14 protein-coding genes are annotated in these 17,113 nt (G+C 73.7%); 9 read left to right on the top strand and 5 right to left on the bottom strand.

The window, feature by feature from the left end; all coding sequences use genetic code 11:
* Positions 1 to 28: 28 nt before the first annotated feature.
* A complete protein-coding gene (locus ABT369_RS29435; protein WP_350616780.1) occupies positions 29 to 1,450 on the top strand; it encodes a PepSY-associated TM helix domain-containing protein in 1,422 nt (473 codons plus the stop codon).
* Here ABT369_RS29435 and ABT369_RS29430 read toward each other — a convergent pair.
* A complete protein-coding gene (locus tag ABT369_RS29430; RefSeq protein ID WP_350616778.1) occupies positions 1,377 to 1,931 on the bottom strand; it encodes a copper resistance CopC family protein in 555 nt (184 codons plus the stop codon). The genes ABT369_RS29435 and ABT369_RS29430 overlap by 74 nt on opposite strands.
* A 68-nt stretch (positions 1,932 to 1,999) precedes the next feature.
* Here ABT369_RS29430 and ABT369_RS29425 point away from each other — a divergent pair, with 68 nt between their 5' ends.
* From ABT369_RS29425 to ABT369_RS29405, 5 genes are all read left to right on the top strand, one after another.
* A complete protein-coding gene (locus ABT369_RS29425) occupies positions 2,000 to 2,488 on the top strand; it encodes a copper chaperone PCu(A)C (protein WP_350616776.1) in 489 nt (162 codons plus the stop codon).
* A 1-nt stretch (position 2,489) separates the two neighbouring features.
* Positions 2,490 to 3,683 (top strand): Dyp-type peroxidase, encoded by a 1,194-nt coding sequence (locus ABT369_RS29420; RefSeq protein ID WP_350616775.1) that lies wholly within the window; start codon positions 2,490 to 2,492, stop codon positions 3,681 to 3,683.
* Positions 3,684 to 3,752: 69 nt separating this feature from the next.
* Entirely contained in the window at positions 3,753 to 5,012 is a 1,260-nt protein-coding gene (locus ABT369_RS29415) for an MFS transporter (RefSeq protein ID WP_350616773.1), read from the top strand.
* A 6-nt stretch (positions 5,013 to 5,018) separates the two neighbouring features.
* The gene (locus tag ABT369_RS29410; RefSeq protein ID WP_350616771.1) at positions 5,019 to 7,211 is read left to right on the top strand and encodes a glycoside hydrolase family 3 N-terminal domain-containing protein; all 2,193 of its coding nucleotides are present in this window, start codon (positions 5,019 to 5,021) and stop codon (positions 7,209 to 7,211) included.
* 94 nt (positions 7,212 to 7,305) lie between these two features.
* Positions 7,306 to 7,578, top strand: a complete 273-nt coding sequence (locus tag ABT369_RS29405; RefSeq protein WP_350616769.1) for a GlsB/YeaQ/YmgE family stress response membrane protein — start codon at positions 7,306 to 7,308, stop codon at positions 7,576 to 7,578.
* Between the two features lie 76 nt (positions 7,579 to 7,654).
* On the opposite strand, the gene ABT369_RS29400 is transcribed toward ABT369_RS29405, so the two are convergent.
* Positions 7,655 to 8,692, bottom strand: coding sequence for a hypothetical protein (locus tag ABT369_RS29400; protein ID WP_350616768.1), 1,038 nt, complete (start codon positions 8,690 to 8,692; stop codon positions 7,655 to 7,657).
* Between the two features lie 93 nt (positions 8,693 to 8,785).
* Positions 8,786 to 10,447: an ABC transporter family substrate-binding protein gene (locus ABT369_RS29395; RefSeq protein WP_350616766.1), complete on the bottom strand. Its 1,662-nt coding sequence runs from the start codon at positions 10,445 to 10,447 to the stop codon at positions 8,786 to 8,788.
* A gap of 81 nt (positions 10,448 to 10,528) precedes the next feature.
* On the opposite strand from ABT369_RS29395, the gene ABT369_RS29390 reads away from it, so the two are divergent.
* Together ABT369_RS29390 and ABT369_RS29385 are read left to right on the top strand one after the other, a co-directional pair.
* A complete protein-coding gene (locus ABT369_RS29390; RefSeq protein WP_350616764.1) occupies positions 10,529 to 11,536 on the top strand; it encodes an ABC transporter permease in 1,008 nt (335 codons plus the stop codon).
* A complete protein-coding gene (locus ABT369_RS29385) occupies positions 11,529 to 14,264 on the top strand; it encodes a dipeptide ABC transporter ATP-binding protein (protein WP_350616763.1) in 2,736 nt (911 codons plus the stop codon). The genes ABT369_RS29390 and ABT369_RS29385 overlap by 8 nt, the downstream gene beginning before the upstream one ends.
* Before the next feature lie 13 nt (positions 14,265 to 14,277).
* Here ABT369_RS29385 and ABT369_RS29380 read toward each other — a convergent pair whose 3' ends face one another.
* Both ABT369_RS29380 and ABT369_RS29375 read right to left on the bottom strand, forming a co-directional pair.
* A complete protein-coding gene (locus tag ABT369_RS29380; RefSeq protein ID WP_350616761.1) occupies positions 14,278 to 15,324 on the bottom strand; it encodes an MBL fold metallo-hydrolase in 1,047 nt (348 codons plus the stop codon).
* Positions 15,321 to 15,914 carry a TetR/AcrR family transcriptional regulator gene (locus tag ABT369_RS29375; protein ID WP_350616760.1) on the bottom strand — a complete coding sequence of 198 codons (594 nt, stop codon included), beginning with the start codon at positions 15,912 to 15,914 and terminating at the stop codon, positions 15,321 to 15,323. The genes ABT369_RS29380 and ABT369_RS29375 overlap by 4 nt, the downstream gene beginning before the upstream one ends.
* A 145-nt stretch (positions 15,915 to 16,059) precedes the next feature.
* Between ABT369_RS29375 and ABT369_RS29370 the strand changes: the two genes are divergently transcribed.
* A complete protein-coding gene (locus tag ABT369_RS29370) occupies positions 16,060 to 17,022 on the top strand; it encodes a permease (protein ID WP_502891840.1) in 963 nt (320 codons plus the stop codon).
* The last annotated feature ends 91 nt before the right edge of the window (positions 17,023 to 17,113 follow it).

Raw genomic sequence — 17,113 nt, 5'->3', positions numbered from 1 at the left:
TCCCGATCCGCCGGTCGACTAGGGGGGTATGTCAGTCGCCACCGATGTCTCGCCGCCCACCGAGGAGCTGCCACCCGGGCCCGCCGCCACGGGCCGCGCGTGGTCGCTCGTCCCGCTGCTGACCCGCCTGCACTTCTACGGCGGTGTCCTCGTCGCACCACTGCTGGCCGTCGCCGCCGTCACCGGCCTGCTGTTCGCGTTCAGCCCGCAGCTCGACCGGCTCGTCTACGACCGCGAGCTGCACGCCGCCCAGGTCGGCCCGGGCCTGCCCAAGCCGCTGTCGGAGCAGGTCGCCGCCGCGATCGCCGCCCACCCCGACGGCACCCTCGCGACCGTCATCCCCGCCGCCGCGCCGGACGCCACCACGCGCGTGGTGTTCAGCCTGCCGGAGCTGGGGGAGAAGCAGCACACCGTGTACGTCGACCCGTACACCGGCGAGATCCGCGGCCGGCTGACCACCTGGTTCGGCGAGACCCCGCTCATGACCTGGCTCGACGACCTGCACCGCAACCTGCACCTCGGCGCGCTCGGCCGCATCTACTCCGAGACCGCCGCGAGCTGGCTGTGGGTCCTCGTGCTCGGCGGGCTGATCCTCTGGTGGAAGCGCCAGCGGCGACGCCGGGCCGAGCGCTTCCTGTTGTACGACCTCAAGGCGGCCAAGGGCGTCCGCCGCACCCGCGGCTTCCACGCCGCGACAGGCGTCTGGCTCGTCATCGGCCTGCTGTTCCTCTCCGCCACCGGCCTGACCTGGTCGCGCTGGGCGGGCGGGAACTTCGGCGACGCCCTCGACGCGATGGACGCCCGCCGCCCGGCCCTCGACACCTCCCTGACCGGCGCGGCCGCCCCCGCCGGGGCAGCCCACCACGGCGAGGCCCCGGCCACGGCCGCGGGCGACCCGGCCCAGATCGACGCCGTGCTGCGCATCGCGCTGGCCGGTGGCCTCTCCGGCCCGATCGAGATCTCACCCCCGGCCGAGGCGGGCGCGGCCTGGTCGGTCGTCGAGAACGACAACGTCTGGCCGGTCCACTTCGACAAGGTCGCCATCGACCCGGCGAGCGGCACGATCGTGCACCGCACCGACTACGCCGACTGGCCCTTCCTGGCCAAACTGAGCGCCCTTGGCGTGCAGGCGCACATGGGCTACCTGTTCGGCCTGGCCAACCAGCTGTTGCTCGCCGCGCTCGCGATCGGCCTGCTCTGCGTCATCACGTGGGGCTACCGCATGTGGTGGCAGCGCCGCCCGACGCGCGCCGATCGCCGGGCCCCGGTCGGCCCGCCGCCGGCCCGGGGCGCCTGGCGCGGGGTGCGCCCGCCGCTGCTCGTCGCCGGAGTGCTCGTCACCGCGGCGATCGGGTGGGCGCTGCCCACCTTCGGCGTCACGCTGCTGGCGTTCCTGATCGCCGACGCCGCCGCGAGCCTGCGAACGCGGTGCCGGCCAGCAGCGCGATGACGATGACGACGCCGCCGACGACCCACGGCATCGCGCCGGAGCCCCCGGCTGCGTCCTTGGTCGTGTCCGTCGTCGCCGCCGTCGTCGCCGAGGGGGCGGCGGTCGCGGCCCGCACCCCGGAACCGGAGACCGTGAAGGAGAACTGCCCCTCGATCGGATGACCGTCGGCGGAGACCGTGCGCCAGGCGACCCGCACCGCACCGTTCGGCAACGGCCTGATCGGCTGGGTGAGGGTCCGGTCGGCGACGCGCGGCGATCCGTCTACATAGGACGAATCGTCGGCGCCGGTCACCACGACCGTGCTGAACTGCTGCTGAACGCCGTCGCTGAAGGTCAGCGCGACGGCGTCCAACGGTGTGCTCACCGTGGCCCCGTCGGCCGGATCGCTGGCCACGAGCCGGGAGTGCGCGAACGCGGGCGTCGCCGGGGCGAGCAGCACGAGCGCCGCGGCGACGAGAAGAACGCGAATGGTGCAACGCATGGCGGGAACTTTAGGCCATGCCGCGGCGACTATCCCCGTGACTGTCCACACTGTACTAAGGATGTTCGATGTCGTTGCCGCTGCGCACGTTCGGCGCCGCACTGCTGCTCACCCTCGCCGGGTGCGGCGCCTCCAGCACGCCTTCCGCGGTCCCCTCGCAGTCCGCGCTCGTCGTGAAGGACCCGTGGGTGAAGACCGCCGACTCGGGCATGTCGGCCGCGTACGGCACCGTGATGAACACCGGCGGCAAGGACGTCACCATCGTGTCGGTCGCGTCCACCGCCTCGCCGATGATGGAGCTGCACGAGACCACGATGGTCGACGGCAAGATGGCGATGAAGCCCAAGGAGGGCGGCTTCACCATCCCGGCCCACGGCAGCCACGAGTTCAAGCCCGGCGGCGACCACTTCATGCTCATGGACGTGAAGACCCCGGTGAAGCCCGGCGACCAGGTCACCTTCACGCTCACCCTGCAGGGCGGCGACACCGTGCGGTTCACCGCGCTGGGCAAGGACTTCGCCGGCGGCAACGAGTCCTACCAGCCCGGGATGGGCTGACGTGCCGCACCGGGTCGCGCGGCGGGCCCTGCTCGCCGGCGGCGCGCTGACGCTGGCCGGGGCCGGCGCGGCGGCGCTCGTGACGACCGCCGGGCCGGAGCCGTCCACTGTGGACTTCGGCGGGCAGGCCGTGCCGTTCCACGGCCCGCACCAGGCCGGCATCGAGACGCCCGCGCAGGCGCACGCCGCGTTCGTCGCGCTCGATCTCAAGCCCGGCACCGACCGCGCCGCGCTCGCACGGCTCATGCGCCTGCTCACGGACGACGCCGCCCGGCTCACCCGGGGCACGCCACCGCTCGCCGACGGGCAGCCGGAGCTCGCCGCCGTGCCCGCCCGGCTCACCGTCACGTTCGGGTTCGGGCCGGGCCTGTTCGACGCCGCCGGGCTGGTCGCGCAGCGGCCCGAGTCGCTGCGGCCGCTGCCCGCGTTCGGGATCGACCGGCTGCGGCCGCAGTGGTGCGACGGGGACCTGCTGCTGCAGATCTGCGCCGACGACCCGGTCACCGTGGCCCACGCGCAGCGCATGCTCGTCAAGGACGCCCGGGCGTTCGCGTCCGTGCGCTGGGTGCAGCGCGGCTTCCGGCGAGCTCGCGGCATGCAGGACGACGGGGTGACCCAGCGCAACGTGCTCGGGCAGGTCGACGGCACCGCCAATCCCGAGCCCGGCACCGACGTCTTCGCCGGGGCCGTGTGGACCGACGAGGGGCCGGAGTGGCTGCGGGGCGGTGGCACGACCCTCGTGCTGCGCCGCATCCGGGCCGAGCTCGAGACGTGGGACGCGGCGGACACGGTGGGCAAGGAGTTCGCCGTCGGCCGCCGCCTCGCCGACGGCGCCCCGCTCACCGGCCGGCACGAGCACGACCCGCTCGACCTGGGGGCGAAGAACGCCATCGGCTTCCCGGTCATCTCGGAGTTCTCGCACGCGGCCCGGGCGCACGTGCTCAGCGACCGGCAGCGCATCTTCCGCCGCCCGTACAACTACGACGAGCCGCCGGCCGCGGACGGCACCGCCGACGCCGGCCTCGTCTTCGCCTCCTTCCAGCGCGACATCGCCCGGCAGTTCCTGCCCATCCAGCGCAACCTCGCCGAGGCGGACCTGCTCAACGAGTGGATCACCCCGATCGGCTCGGCCGTGTTCGCGATCCCGCCCGGCTGCGAGGAGGGCGGCTGGATCGGCCAGGCCCTCCTCGGCTGACCGCGCCGCCGCGCCCGCCGCGCCGCGAGCCGGCGTGCATAGGCCGCGGGCGCCGGGGTAGCGCGCCGTGTGGTCGCGACCCAGCAAGAGCACCACTGGTTCGCCGAGCCGACGCGACCGGTCGGGCGGCGCTACGTCGTCTGGCTCATCGTCGCCCAGCTCGTGTTCTACGTCGCGCTTCTCGGGCCCGCGATCGTCGGCATCGGCATCAAGGTGCAGCAGATCGTCCCCAGCGAGCAGAAGACCTCCGCGCTGGGGACCGTCGCCGGCTTCGGGGCGCTGTTCGCGGTCGTCGGCAACGTGGTCTTCGGCCGGCTCTCCGACCGCACCACGTCACGGTGGGGGCGGCGGCGGCCGTGGATCGTCGCCGGTACCGTCGTCATGACCCTGGCCCTGCTCGTCATGGCGCTCGGCCAATCGGTCGCGGTCGTCACGGCCGGCTGGTGCCTGGCCCAGCTCGGCGCCAACGCGACCCTGGCCCCGTTCATCGCCACCATCGCCGACCAGGTGCCGACGTTTCAGCGCGGCAGCGTCTCGGCGCTGCTCGGCATCGCCCAGAACGTCGGCATCCTCGGCGGGACCTACGTGGCGCAGCGCTTCCAGCACCAGATCGTGATCATGTTCGTGGCGCCGGCCGTGCTCTCGATCGGGGCCATGCTGGTGTTCGCCATCGTCCTGCCCGACCAGCGGCTGCGCATCCGGCCGCCGCCGGCCCCCATCAAGGACTGGTTCTGGGTGAACCCGCGCGAGAACCGCGACTTCGCGCTCGCGTGGGCCTCGCGGTTCCTCATCACCCTCGCCACCTACATGTTCACCACGTTCCGGCTCTACTTCCTGCAGGACCGCGTCGGGCTGTCCGCCGACTCCGCTCCCGCCGCGGTGACCGTCGGCGTGCTCATCTACACGATCGCCCTGATCGCCTGCGGCTGGATCGCCGGACGGATCTCCGACCGCACCGGGCGCCGCAAGTTCCTCGTCGCCGGCTCGACGCTGCTGTTCGGCGCCGGCACCGCGGCGCTGTCCCACGTCACGACCCTCGGCCAGTTCTACGCCGTCGAGGCCGTGCTCGGCGTGGCCTCCGGCATCTACGTGGGGGTGGACCTGGCGCTCGTCGTCGACGTGCTGCCCAACCCGGACGACGCCGGCAAGGACCTCGGCGTGTTCAACATCGCCAACGCCCTGCCGCAGACCGTCGCGCCCGTCATCGGCGCGGCGCTGCTGGCGCTCGGCAGCGCCACCAACCAGAATTACACCCTGCTGTTGTACAGCGCCGGTGTGGCGTCCCTGATCGGCGCACTGGTCGTACTGCCGATCAGAAAGGTGAGGTAGGCCGCGATGACCGACGAGCGGATCGAGGCGCTCCTGGCCGGCATGTCGCCGGCGGAGAAGGCCGGTCAGCTGACTCAGTACTTCTACTTCACGCTCCCCGGCGAGGCCGACCCCGCGCTGGGCGTCGACGCCGCCGAGCAGCCGCGGGCGACCGAGGCGGCGCTGCGCCGGGGCGGGGCCGGGTCGCTGCTGTTCGTCACCGACCCGGCCGAGGTCAACCGGCTCCAGCGCCTCGCGATCGACGGCAACCCGCAGGGCATCCCGGCGCTGTTCGGCTACGACGTCATCCACGGCCTGCGGACCATCTTCCCGGTGCCGATCGCGATGGCCGCCTCCTGGGACCCGGAGACGATCGAGCGCGGCCAGGCGATCGCGGGCCGGGAGGCGCGGGCCGTCGGCATCCACTGGACGTTCGCGCCGATGGTCGACATCGCCCGCGACCCGCGCTGGGGCCGCATCATCGAGGGCGCCGGCGAGGATCCGTTCCTGGGCGCCGCCGTGGCCGCCGCGCAGGTCCGCGGCTTCCAGGGCGGCGGGATCATCGCCGGTCCCAAGCACTTCGCGGGATACGGCGCGTCCCTGGGCGGCCGCGACTACGACGAGGCCAACATCTCCGAGTACGAGCTGTGGAACACTTACCTGCCCCCGTTCCGGGCCGCCGTCGAGGCCGGGGCGGGCAACATCATGACCGCGTACATGGACCTCAACGGCGTCCCCGCCTCGGGCAGCCACTGGCTGCTGACCAAGGTGCTGCGGGACACGTGGGGCTTCACCGGCTTCGTGGTCAGCGACGCCAACGCGGTCAAGAACCTGCAGACGCACGGGTTCGCCGCCGACCCGGCGGACGCGGCGGCCCGCGCGGTCACGGCCGGCGTCGACCTCGAGATGGCCGTGTCGGAGCCCGCCTACGACCATCTGCCGGATGTACCGGCGGCCAATGACGCGATCGACGCGAGCGTGCGGCGCATCCTCGAGGCGAAGCTCCGGCTCGGGCTGCTCGACGAGCCGTTCGTGGACGAGGACCGGGCCCGGGAGGTGCTGGCCGACCCGGAGCATCGTGTCGTGGCGCGCGAGGCGGCGCGGCGCAGTGCGGTACTGCTGAAGAACGACGGCGACCTCCTGCCGCTCGACCCCGGGGCGCTCGGCTCGATCGCCGTGCTCGGGCCGCTCGCCGACTCCCAGCGCGAGACGCTCGGCCCGTGGGTGTTCGACTTCGACCTCGCCGAGACGGTCACGGTGCTGGACGGCATCCGGCGCGCGACGGGCGCCGAGGTGTCCTACGCCCAGGGCGTCCCCGTGTCCCAGCGCGAGTTCCCGTCGATGTTCGACCAGTTCGGCGGCAACCGTCCCGAGGACCCCGACGGGTTCGACGCCGACGCCGAGTTCGCCCGCGCCGTCGCGCTCGCCGAGTCCTCGGACGTCGCGATCGTGGTGCTGGGGGAGCACCAGAACATGATCGGCGAGGCCGCGTCCCGCTCCTCGCTGGAGCTGCCGGGCCGGCAGCTGGAGCTGTTGCGGGCGGTCGCGGCCACCGGCACGCCGACGGTCCTGCTGCTCATGAACGGCCGCCCGCTCGACCTGCGCTGGCCGGCCGAGCACGTGCCGGCGATCCTGGACATCTGGTACCCCGGCAGCCAGGGCGGCAACGCCGTCGCCGACCTGCTCTTCGGCGCCGCGTCCCCGGGCGGGAAGCTGCCCTTCACGTGGCCGCGCACGGTCGGCCAGGTGCCGATCTACTATGGACACACACGCTCGCACGAGCCGCAGAACCAGGGCCGCCGCTACTGGGACGAGGCGAGCACGCCCCTGTTCCCGTTCGGCCACGGCCTGAGCTACGGCCGGTTCGCCTACGAGAACCTGTTCGTCTCCGCCGACACCGTCGCCCCGGACGCCGACGTCACCGTGTCGGTCGACGTCACCAACACCGGAGCGCGGCCCGCGCCCGAGGTTGTTCAGCTGTACCTCCACCAGCGCCACGGCCGCGCCTCCCGCCCCGTCCGGGAGCTGAAGGGCTTCTCGCGGGTCGAGCTGGCGCCGGGCGAGACCCGCCGCGTGACGTTCACGGTCGGGCCGCAGCACCGGCGGTACTGGCACGCGGCCGTCCGCGACTGGGTCCTCGACACCACGACGTTCGACGTGTGGGTCGGCGGCAGCTCGGCCGCCGAGCTCGCCACGACCTTCGAGGTCCGCGCGGTGTGACGGCCCCCACGGTCCGGGGACGCCACGGTTTGCGTTCCGCGCGGATCGGGCATAGGCGTCGGCAAGGGAACACCCGGAACAATGGAGGCGTGACATGACTGTCGGCGGCATCATCTCCGCACTGGTCGTCGGCTTGATCATCGGCGCGTTGGGGCGCCTGGTCGTGCCCGGCAAGCAGAACATCCCGATCTGGCTCACCATCGTCATCGGCATCATCGCCGCGCTCATCGGCACGGCGATCGCCCGCGGTCTCGGCTGGGCCGACACTTCCGGCGTCGACTGGCTCGAGATCGTCATCCAGGTCGTGCTGGCCGCGATCGGCGTCTGGGCCGTCGCCGGTCTCTACGGTCGACGCAGCGTTCGCTGACCCGACGACACCCGATGGCGCGGACCGGCTCCGGTCCGCGCCATCGCCGTGTTCCGGCGCCGGGGCCGGCCTCGGCTCAGGGTGCGGACCAGCCTCCGGGCGGCGCCGGGGTTGGTTCGGGCTGGGGCGCCAGGATGACCGGGGTCGACCAGCCCGTCCACAGCGCCCACTGGTCGCGGCGGGCCTGCGACTCGGCGATGTAGCGCTCGGTGCGCGGGTCGCCCAGGCCCGCCAGGCCGAGCAGGGTCGCGACGATGCCGGCGGCGGTGAGCGCGTACACCGTGATCCCGATCCAGGCGGGCACGGCCTCGGTGCCGGCCAGCCGGCCCAGGGAGATCACGGTCGTCTCCGGGACCTGGCAGGCCGCGACGAGCTGGCCGACGAGCAGTCCCTGTGCGCCGACGCGAGCCAGGCGGGCCGGCACGCGCCGGCCGTCGCGGGCGATGCCGGCGGCCACCACCGCCCCGATGCCGCCGGCGGCCATGAGCACGGCGACCAGGCCGAAGATCGCCAGCACCGCCGGCGCGCCCGTCACGAAGCTGTCGAGCACGAGCGCCGTCCCGAGCGAGCCGATGCCGAGCACGGCTCCCGCGCCCACCAGCCACGGCGTGCGCCGCAGCGGCCCGGGGGCGCTCGCCGGGACCGGGGCGTCCGGCGGCACGGGCCGGGCCAGCGCGCGGCGGGTCACCGCGAGGGCCAGGCAGACGGCGGTGGCCAGCAGCCCCAGCACCGCGACGCCCGTGGCCGCGGCGCCGACCCACCGCGCGGGGCCGATCCAGACGTCGTACCCGACCGGGTACATCAGCCCGTGGTACTCCAGCGTCAGCCACAGTGTCAGCGGGACCCCGGCCAACGCGAGGGCGACCAGCACCGGCCGGGCGGCGGGGCGCCGGGCCGCGACCAGGCCGGCGGTCACGAGCAGCAGCACCGCGAACGTGACGGCGGGGATGAGCCAGACGATGGCCTCGGCGGCGACCCCGGCGTACAGGTACGGCTCGACGCGCGCGTTGTCCACGCCGGCCTCGAGGGCCCAGGCGAGCCAGGCGAGGCCGCCGAGGGCGGGCAGCACGGCGAGCAGGCCCACGATCAGGGGCGCACGGGAGGCACGAGGCACCGGCGCACGCTATCGGATCCCGGGCGGTCAGCATAGATCCGCGCGGACGAGAGTGAGTGTGCCGGGGCGGGCCGGCGGCCGCCGCCGGCGTGACTACCTGGTCCAGCCGGTGTCGACGTACTGCCGCTCACTGCGCAACCCGAACGCCCCGAAGTTCGCCAGGCCCGGGCGCACGGCCGAGATCTGCGGCGTCTGGAACAGCGGCACGGAGTGCCCGGCCTTCCACAGGAGGGCGTCGGCCTGGTTGAGCAGCTCGGTGGCCTTACCCCGGTCCGTCTCGGCCCCGGCGCGGTCGATCAGCGCGTCGATCTCCGGCGTGCCGACCCCGCCGTAGTTCTGGTCGCCGCCGGTGCGGTACACCGGGTAGAGCAGCGAGGGGAACACGTTGTCGACCTGGCGGAACGAGGCCAGGTCGAAGGCGCCGACGTTGACGTACTTCGCGAAGTAGTCGTTCCCGGGCACCTTGCGCAGCTCGACGGTGACGCCCGCCTGGCCGAGCATGTTCTGCACGAGCTGCGGCAGGTCCGTGCTGCCGTTGCCGTTCACCACGTAGACGAGCTTCAGCGGCGCGCCGTCCTTCGTGCGGGTCCGGCCGTCCCCGGACGCCTTCCAGCCGGCCTCGTCGAGCAGGCGCCTGGCCCGCTCGAGGTCGAACTTCCCGAACTCGGCGCTGGTGTCGCGGTACCCGTCCTGGCTCGGCATGAAGAAGTGGCTGCCGAGCGTGTTCACCTTGAACGGCAGCCCGGCGGACTGGGCCGCGGCGATCGCGCCGCGGTCCACGGCGTTCTGGATCGCCTGCCGGACCCGCTCGTCGGCGAGCGCCCCGGCGTGCCCGAGCGTCAGCTGCGTCTCGTCCCAGCGGCCGCCGGTGCGGATGACGGTGTTCGCGGCCCCGGCGAGGCGCTGGTAGGCCTCGGGCTGGCGGCCGGGCGCCTGGTCGATCTCGTTGTTGAGGTACGCCTCGGTGATCGCGGTGCTGTCCAGCGCCCGGTACACGATGGAGTCGAGCAGCGGCTTCGTGCCCCAGTACGACGGGTTCGGCACCATGGTGATCGTCTGGCTGGTCTTGTCGGCCGAGCCGATCTTCCACGGGCCGCCCCAGACCGGGATCTTCTCGATCCAGCCGGTGTTGAACTCCTCGGGCGTGTCGATCGCGCTGCCGGGCAGCAGCGGGTCGAAGAGCGTCTGCCAGTCGGCGTACGGCGTCTTGAAGGTCACCTTCACGGTGCGGTCGTCGGCTCCGCGCTCGACGTTCGCGATGGCGTCGTAGCCGGTCGTGCCCGAGAGCTGGAACCGCTCGTCGGAGCCGTTGCGGGTCTTCCAGTTGGTGGCGAAGTCCTGCCAGGTGATCGGCGTCGAGTCGCTCCAGGCGGCCTTGGGGTTCAGCCTGTACGTCACGACCTGCGCGCCCCCGGAGGTGCTCACGTCCGCCGCGGCGAGCACGTCCGGGTTGGCGGCCGGCACCCCGTTGTCGTCGGCGAACCACAGCTTCGGCTCGGCCAGCGACAGGATCGAGGAGCCGTCGCCCTGCGTGCCGTCGACCTGCCCGACGTTGTACTGCGTGATCCACTGCTGAATCGAGAGCTTCAGCGTGCCGCCCTGCCGCAGGCTCTCGCGCGGCTGCGGGTTGATGTCGGCGCTGCCGGTCTTCGGCGGCGTGCCCTGCTTGCCGGGTGCGCCGTCGCCGCCGCAGCCCGCGGTCAGCCCGACCCCGGCCAGCAGCGCGACGAGGCCCAGCGCCGTGGAGTTCCGCATCGAACCCGCCTCCCTGATCCATACTTCGCAGACCGTCTATATATACATCTTCTGCTACCTTCATCAATACGATATCCGTCAATGGGAGGTTTGGTGCTGGCCTTCCTCGCCCGCCGTCTCGCCTACTACCTGGTCCTGCTGCTCTCGGCCGCGTTTCTGTCCTACATCCTGGCGGCGACCGCCCTGTCGCCCCGCGCGTACTTCCAGGCCCGGCTGCCCCCGCCGCCGGCCGAGCAGGTGGACCGGCAGCTGCACGCCATCGGGCTCGACGACCGCCGGCCGGTCACCGAGCGCTTCGCGGGCTGGGCCGGGCGGGCGGCCCGCGGCGACCTCGGCACGAGCATCACCGGCACCTCCGTCAACGCCGAGTTCGGCCGCCGCGTCGGGGTGAGCCTGCGGCTGCTCGCGATCGGCACCACCCTCGGGATCGCCGCCGGGGTGGCCGCCGGCGCGTGGAGCGCGGTGCGCCAGCACCGGCTCTCCGACCGCTCGTTCACGGTGCTCGCGTTCCTGCTGCTGTCCACGCCGACGTTCCTCATTGCGCTGCTGCTCAAGATCGGTGCGCTGGCCGCGAACCAGGCCGCCGGGCGGCAGGTCGTCGCCTTCACCGGGGAGCGCTCGCCGGGCCTGACCGGCTCGGCGCTGACCCTGCTCGCCGACCGGGCCGGTCACCTGCTGCTGCCGACGCTGTCGATCGGGCTGGTCACCCTGGCCACCTACAGCCGCTACCAGCGCAGCGCCATGCTCGACGTGCTCGGCGCCGACTACCTGCGCACGGCCGCGGCCAAGGGCCTGCCGCGCCGCACCGTGCTGGTCAAGCACGGCCTGCGCACCGCGCTCATCCCGATGTCGACGTTCTTCTCGTTCGGCTTCGTCGGCGTGCTCACCGGCGCCACCTTCACCGAGAAGATCTTCGGCTGGCACGGCATGGGGGAGTGGTTCATCGACTCGGTCAACAACAACGACGTCAACGCGGTCGTGGCGGTCAACCTCTTCGCCGCCGTCACCGTCCTGTTCGCCGGGCTCCTCGCCGACGTCCTGCACGCCGTCCTCGACCCGCGCGTGCGCCTCGGCGGCCGCCGTGGCTGACACGCTCGCCGCGGAGGTCGCCGACGAGGCCCGCCAGGCGCCGCCGACCCGGCTGCGGGTCGTCGCCGGGCGCCTGCGCCGCGACAAGGCCGCCCGGTTCGGCGCCGCCGTCGTCGCGTTGCTGTTCCTGCTCGCGTTCGCCGGCCCGCTGGTGACCCGCTGGTCGTACACCGACATCGACTACGCCGCCCTGCGCGCCGCCCCCTCCGCGGCACACTGGTGGGGCACCAACGGCATCGGCCAGGACGTGTTCGCCCAGACCGTCCGCGGGCTGCAGAAGTCGCTGCTCATCGGCCTCGCCGTGGCCGTGGTCGCCACGGCCCTGGCCGCCGCCGTCGGCGCGGTCGCCGGGTATGCCGGCGGCTGGACCGAGCGCGCCCTCGTCCTCGTCGTCGACCTGCTCCTGGTGTTCCCGTCGTTCCTGGTCATCGCCGTGGTGTCGCCCCGGCTGCGCGCCGGCGGCTGGGTCGCCTTCGTCGGCCTGCTCGCGATCTTCGGCTGGATGATCTCCGCCCGCGTCGTGCGGTCCCTGACGATCTCGCTCAAGGACCTGCCGTTCGTCCGCGCGGCCCGGTTCATGGGCGTCTCCGCGCCACGGATCATCGTCCGCCACGTCCTGCCGAGCACCGCCTCCTTCCTCATCATCGACGCCACCCTCGCCGTCGGCGCCGCCGTCATGACCGAGACCTCCCTGTCGTACTTCGGCTTCGGCGTCCAGCCCCCCGACGTGTCGCTGGGCACCCTGATCGCCGCCGGCACCGCCTCGGCGGTCACCTACCCGTGGATGTTCTTCTTCCCGGCCGGCCTGCTGGTCGTCTTCGTGCTGGCGGTCAACCTGGTCGGCGACGCCCTGCGCGACGCCGTCGACCCGCGCTCCGGCCCGGCCCGGCGCCGGCCCCCGCACCCGGTCGCGGCGCCGCCCCCGCCCGACGGTGCCGTGCTGGCCGTGCGGGGCCTGACGGTCCGCTTCGGCGCCGCCCCGCCCGCGGTGGACGGCATCGACCTGACCGTCCACCGTGGACAGGTCCTGGGCCTCGTCGGCGAGTCCGGCTCCGGCAAGTCCGTGACCGTGCTGGCCGCCCTGGGACTGCTCCCGGCCGACGCCGCGGTGGCCGGCAGCATCGTGCTGGGCGGCACCGAGGTCGTCGGCGCCACCGCAGGCACCCTGCGCCGACTGCGAGGCCGGGTCGCCGCGGTCGTCTTCCAGGACTCCCTCTCCGCCCTGACCCCCGTCTACCGGGTGGGCGACCAGCTGGCGGAGGCCGTGCGCGCCCACCGCGACGTGTCCCGGGCGCAGGCCCGCCGGCGAGCCGTGGAGCTCCTGCGCCTGGTCGGCATCCCGTCGCCCGAGCTGCGCGCGCGGTCGTTCCCGGACGAGCTCTCGGGCGGCATGCGCCAGCGCGTGATGATCGCCCTGGCCATCGCCAACGACCCCGACCTGATCCTCGCCGACGAGCCGACAACGGCACTGGACGTGACCGTCCAGGCGCAGATCCTGCAGGTCCTGCGGGACGTGCGCGAGGCCACCGGCGCCGCGCTGGTCTTTGTGAGCCACGACCTCGGCGTCGTGGCCGGCCTCGCCGACACGGTGGCCGTCATGCGCGGCGGGCGGATCGTCGAAGAGGCGGAGGTGCGGCAGCTGTACCACCACCCGCACGACCCGTACACCCGCGAGCTGCTGGCCGCCCGGCCGCGCCTCGACCGCCCGCGCGCCGCGCGTGAGCGCCCGCCCGGCCCGCCCGTGCTCCGGGTCACCGGCCTGCGGCGCACCTTTCCCGTGTACCGAGGCCGCGTCCTGCGCCGCCGGGCCGCCGCGATCCACGCCGCCGACGGCGTCGACCTGACCGTCGACCCGGGCCGGACCCACGCGCTGGTGGGGGAGTCGGGCAGCGGCAAGTCCACGACGCTGCTGGAGGTGCTGGCCCTGCGGCCGCCGGAGGCCGGCACCATCGAACTGTTCGGCCGCACGGTCGGCGCCCACCTGAGCGGCGCCGACCGCGCGGGGCTGCGCCGCCGGATGCAGCTGGTGTTCCAGGACCCGTTCGCCAGCCTGGACCCGAGGCTCCCGGTCGGCGACGTCATCGCCGAGCCGATGCTGGCGCAGGGGTGTGCCCCGGCGCCGGCCCGTGCCCGGGCGGCCGAGGTCCTGCGGCTCGTCGGGCTGGACCCGGCCCTGGCCGGACGCTTCCCCCACGAGTTCTCCGGCGGCCAGCGGCAGCGCATCGCGATCGCGCGCGCCATCGCCGTCGAGCCGGACCTGCTCGTGCTCGACGAGCCGGTCTCCTCGCTGGACGTGACCGTGCAGGCCGCGGTGCTGGAGTTGCTGGCCCGGCTGCAGGAGCGCCTCGGCCTCGCCTACCTGGTCGTGACCCACGATCTCGCCGTCGTGGCTCGCATCGCGGACGCGGTCAGCGTGATGTACCGGGGCCGGATCGTGGAGACCGGACCGGCCGCCGGGGTGCTGGCCCGGCCGGCGCACCCGTACACGCGGGCGCTGCTGTCCGCGGTGCCGGTGCCCGACCCGGACGCCGAGCGCGGCCGCGAGCGCATCCTGCTCGCCGGTGACCCGCCGGCGGCCGACGAGCGGCCGGTGGGCTGCGGGTTCCGGAGCCGCTGCCCGTTGTACGCCCGTCTGGAGCCTTTGCCGCGCACCCGTTGCGAGACGGAGGAGCCCGCGATGACCGGCGGCGACCATCGGGCCGCCTGCCACCATGCCGCCCCGGGCTGAGCGTCGGCCGAGTTCAGCCGCGGGTCGTGTGCCAGCGCACGGGGGAGTCCGCCGTCGCCCGGACGGTGCCGAGGACGGACAGGTGCTCCAGGTGGGCCAGGGTCTCGGCCAGTGCCAAGCGGCGCAGCATGCCCTGCAGTGCGTCCCAGCCGCGCGACCACGTGATGGCGGCCGCGATCGCCCAGCCCGTCGGCGAGCCGAGGGTGTCGATGGCGCGCATGATCTCGGCGCCGCGCTCGTCGTGGTGGCGCACGAGGTCGGCGGCGCGGGCGTCGAGGCCGCGGAAGCGGTACTCGTGGGCCGGCAGCGCCTCGTCCGTCCCGAACTTGGCGACGAGCTCCAGCGAGTCCAGGTAGGCGCCGAGCGGGTTGCCGTCCGTGATCGCGTGCACGCCGATGTTGGGGCTGATCCGCGGCAGGAGATGGTCGCCGGTCAGCAGCACGCCCGCGCCCGCCTCGTGCAGGCACAGGTGGCCGGGCGTGTGGCCGGGCGTCCAGATCGCGCGCAGCTCGTGCCGGGCCAGGGGCAGCAGGTCGCCGTCCTCGATCGCGCGGTCGGGCTCGGCCATGCCCATCAGCTCTTCGACGCGCTCCTCCGGCATGACCAGCTCGTCGACCTCGGACTCGGGCGCCCCGTGGCGCAGGAGCCAGTCGCGGTCGGTCGCCGGGCTGCGGCCGCGGTCGCGCCACGAGCGGGCGGGCAGCGTCGCCGCCTCGGCCGGGTGCATGCCGATCCAGGCGCCGGTCCGCTCGCGCAGCCAGCCGCTCATGCCGTGGTGGTCGGGGTGGACGTGGGTGACGACGACGCCGATGACGTCCTCGAGGCTCGCGCCGGCCGCGCCCAGCCCGGCCGTGATCGCGGCGCGTCCCGCGTCCGAGTCCCAGCCCGGGTCGACCAGCAGCACGCCGGCGTCGTCGAGGAAGAGGTAGCTCAGCGTGTACCGCAGCGGGCTGTTCGGAATCGGCACGGGAACCGACCACACGCCGGGGCGCACCCGCTCGATCGGCGGCATGACCCGCCGCCGCCACGCCTCGTGCTGATCCGTCCCGGTGATGATCACGAGTTGCCCCCGGTGTGCAGCAGGAAGTCGACCAGTCGCGCCGCGTCCGCCGGGATGGGGCCGCGTTTGTCCGCAGGTGTGCTCAGCGCGTGCATCATCGCGCCGCCGACCAGCGTGTCGAGCAGCAGCGTGACCGACACCGTGGCGGGCAGCTCGCCGCGGTCGATGCCGCGGCGCACGATGGCGCGGGCGGCGACGATCTGGGCCATGCGCAGCGACTCGTACTGCTCCGCCACCCCCGGAATCGTCCCCACCTCGAGCGGGAGGCGCAGCGCCGCGCGGCTGGACGGGCCGGTGTAGCGGTCGAGCACCTGCGTGGCCAGCTCGATCAGGTCGCCGCGCAGCGTGCCCGTGTCCACGTCGCTGACCCGGACCAGCCCGGCCGCCAGCGCGTCGGCGAGCAGCGCCTCCTTGGTGCTCCACCGCAGATACAGCGAGGCCTTGCCGACCCCGGCCCGTCGCGCGACGGTCTCCATCGCGAAGCCGGCCCACCCGCCGTCGCCGAACACGTCGACGGCGGCCTGCAGGATCCGCCGGTCGACCTGCGGATCGCGGGGCCTCCCCGGCGGTGCTGCTGTCGTCGCGCTCATTGGCTCCATGATATCTGAACGATCAGCGTTCAGATTGTCCATCTGATCACAGCGTGACGCACGCCTCAGGGGCTGACCCATGCGGGAATGCTGATATTCCAACGTATTCACGCATGCGCACGAATCACGATCGGTGTCGTAGCGTGTGGCGGTGCGCGCGAAGGTACGACCATACGGCCTGGAGCTGCTCGCCGTCGGGCTCATCGGGGCGATCGCCCTGCGCGGGCGGGTCGGCGGCGCGTTCGGCTCGCCGCGGGCGCAGGAGTGGGTCACCGTCTTCGTCGCGATCGTCGTGCAGGCGATGCCCTTCGTGGTGCTCGGCACGCTGCTGTCCGCGGCCATCGCCGTGCTCGTGCCCGAGCGCTTCTTCGCCCGCGCGCTGCCCGCCCGGCCGGCCCTCGCGGTGCCGGTCGCGGGCATCGCCGGGCTCGCGCTGCCCGGCTGTGAGTGCGCCTCGGTGCCCGTCGCCGGCGCGCTGATGCGCCGCGGCGTGACCCCGGCCGCCGCGCTGGCGTTCCTGCTCGCCGCGCCCGCGATCAACCCGGTCGTGCTCGCCGCGACCGCCGTCGCCTTCCCCGGCGAGCCGATGATGGTCGTCGCCCGGCTCGTCGCGAGCCTGGCCACCAGCGTGGCGATGGGCTGGCTGTGGCTCCGGCTCGGGCGCGGCGACTGGCTGCGCACCCCGCACCGCGAGCCCGTGTCCGGAAGCCGGGCGGTCGCCTATTTCGCGACGGTACGCCAGGACGCCGCCGACGCCGCGGGCTTCCTCGTGCTCGGCGCCGCCGCGGCCGCCTGCCTCAACGTGCTGGTGCCGCAGCAATGGCTGCACGTGCTGGCCGGACGGGCCGTGCTCGCCGTCGTCGCCCTGGCCGGTCTCGCGGTGCTGCTGTCGATCTGCTCCGAGGCCGACGCGTTCGTGGCCGCCTCGCTGTCGCAGTTCTCGCTCACCGCCCGGCTGGCGTTCCTCGTCGTCGGGCCGATGGTCGACCTGAAGCTGTTCGCGATGCAGGTCGGCGCGTTCGGCCGCCGGTTCGCGATCCGGTTCGCCCCGGCCACCTTCGCCGTCGGCGTCACCCTGGCGGTCGCGACCGCGGGAGCGCTGCTGTGAGACATCCTCTGTCAACCTCATGCGGCCTGTTTGTGGGCTTGGGTGCGGTGGGTGGTATGGACGGTTTCGTCGTAGCGCACGCCGAGGCGCA

This window comes from Dactylosporangium sp. NPDC000244, from assembly GCF_040300725.1.
In the GTDB taxonomy this organism is placed as follows: domain Bacteria; phylum Actinomycetota; class Actinomycetes; order Mycobacteriales; family Micromonosporaceae; genus Dactylosporangium.
The sequence above is the reverse complement of the archived record's forward strand: the minus strand, read 5'-3'. Positions and strand labels throughout refer to the sequence as shown.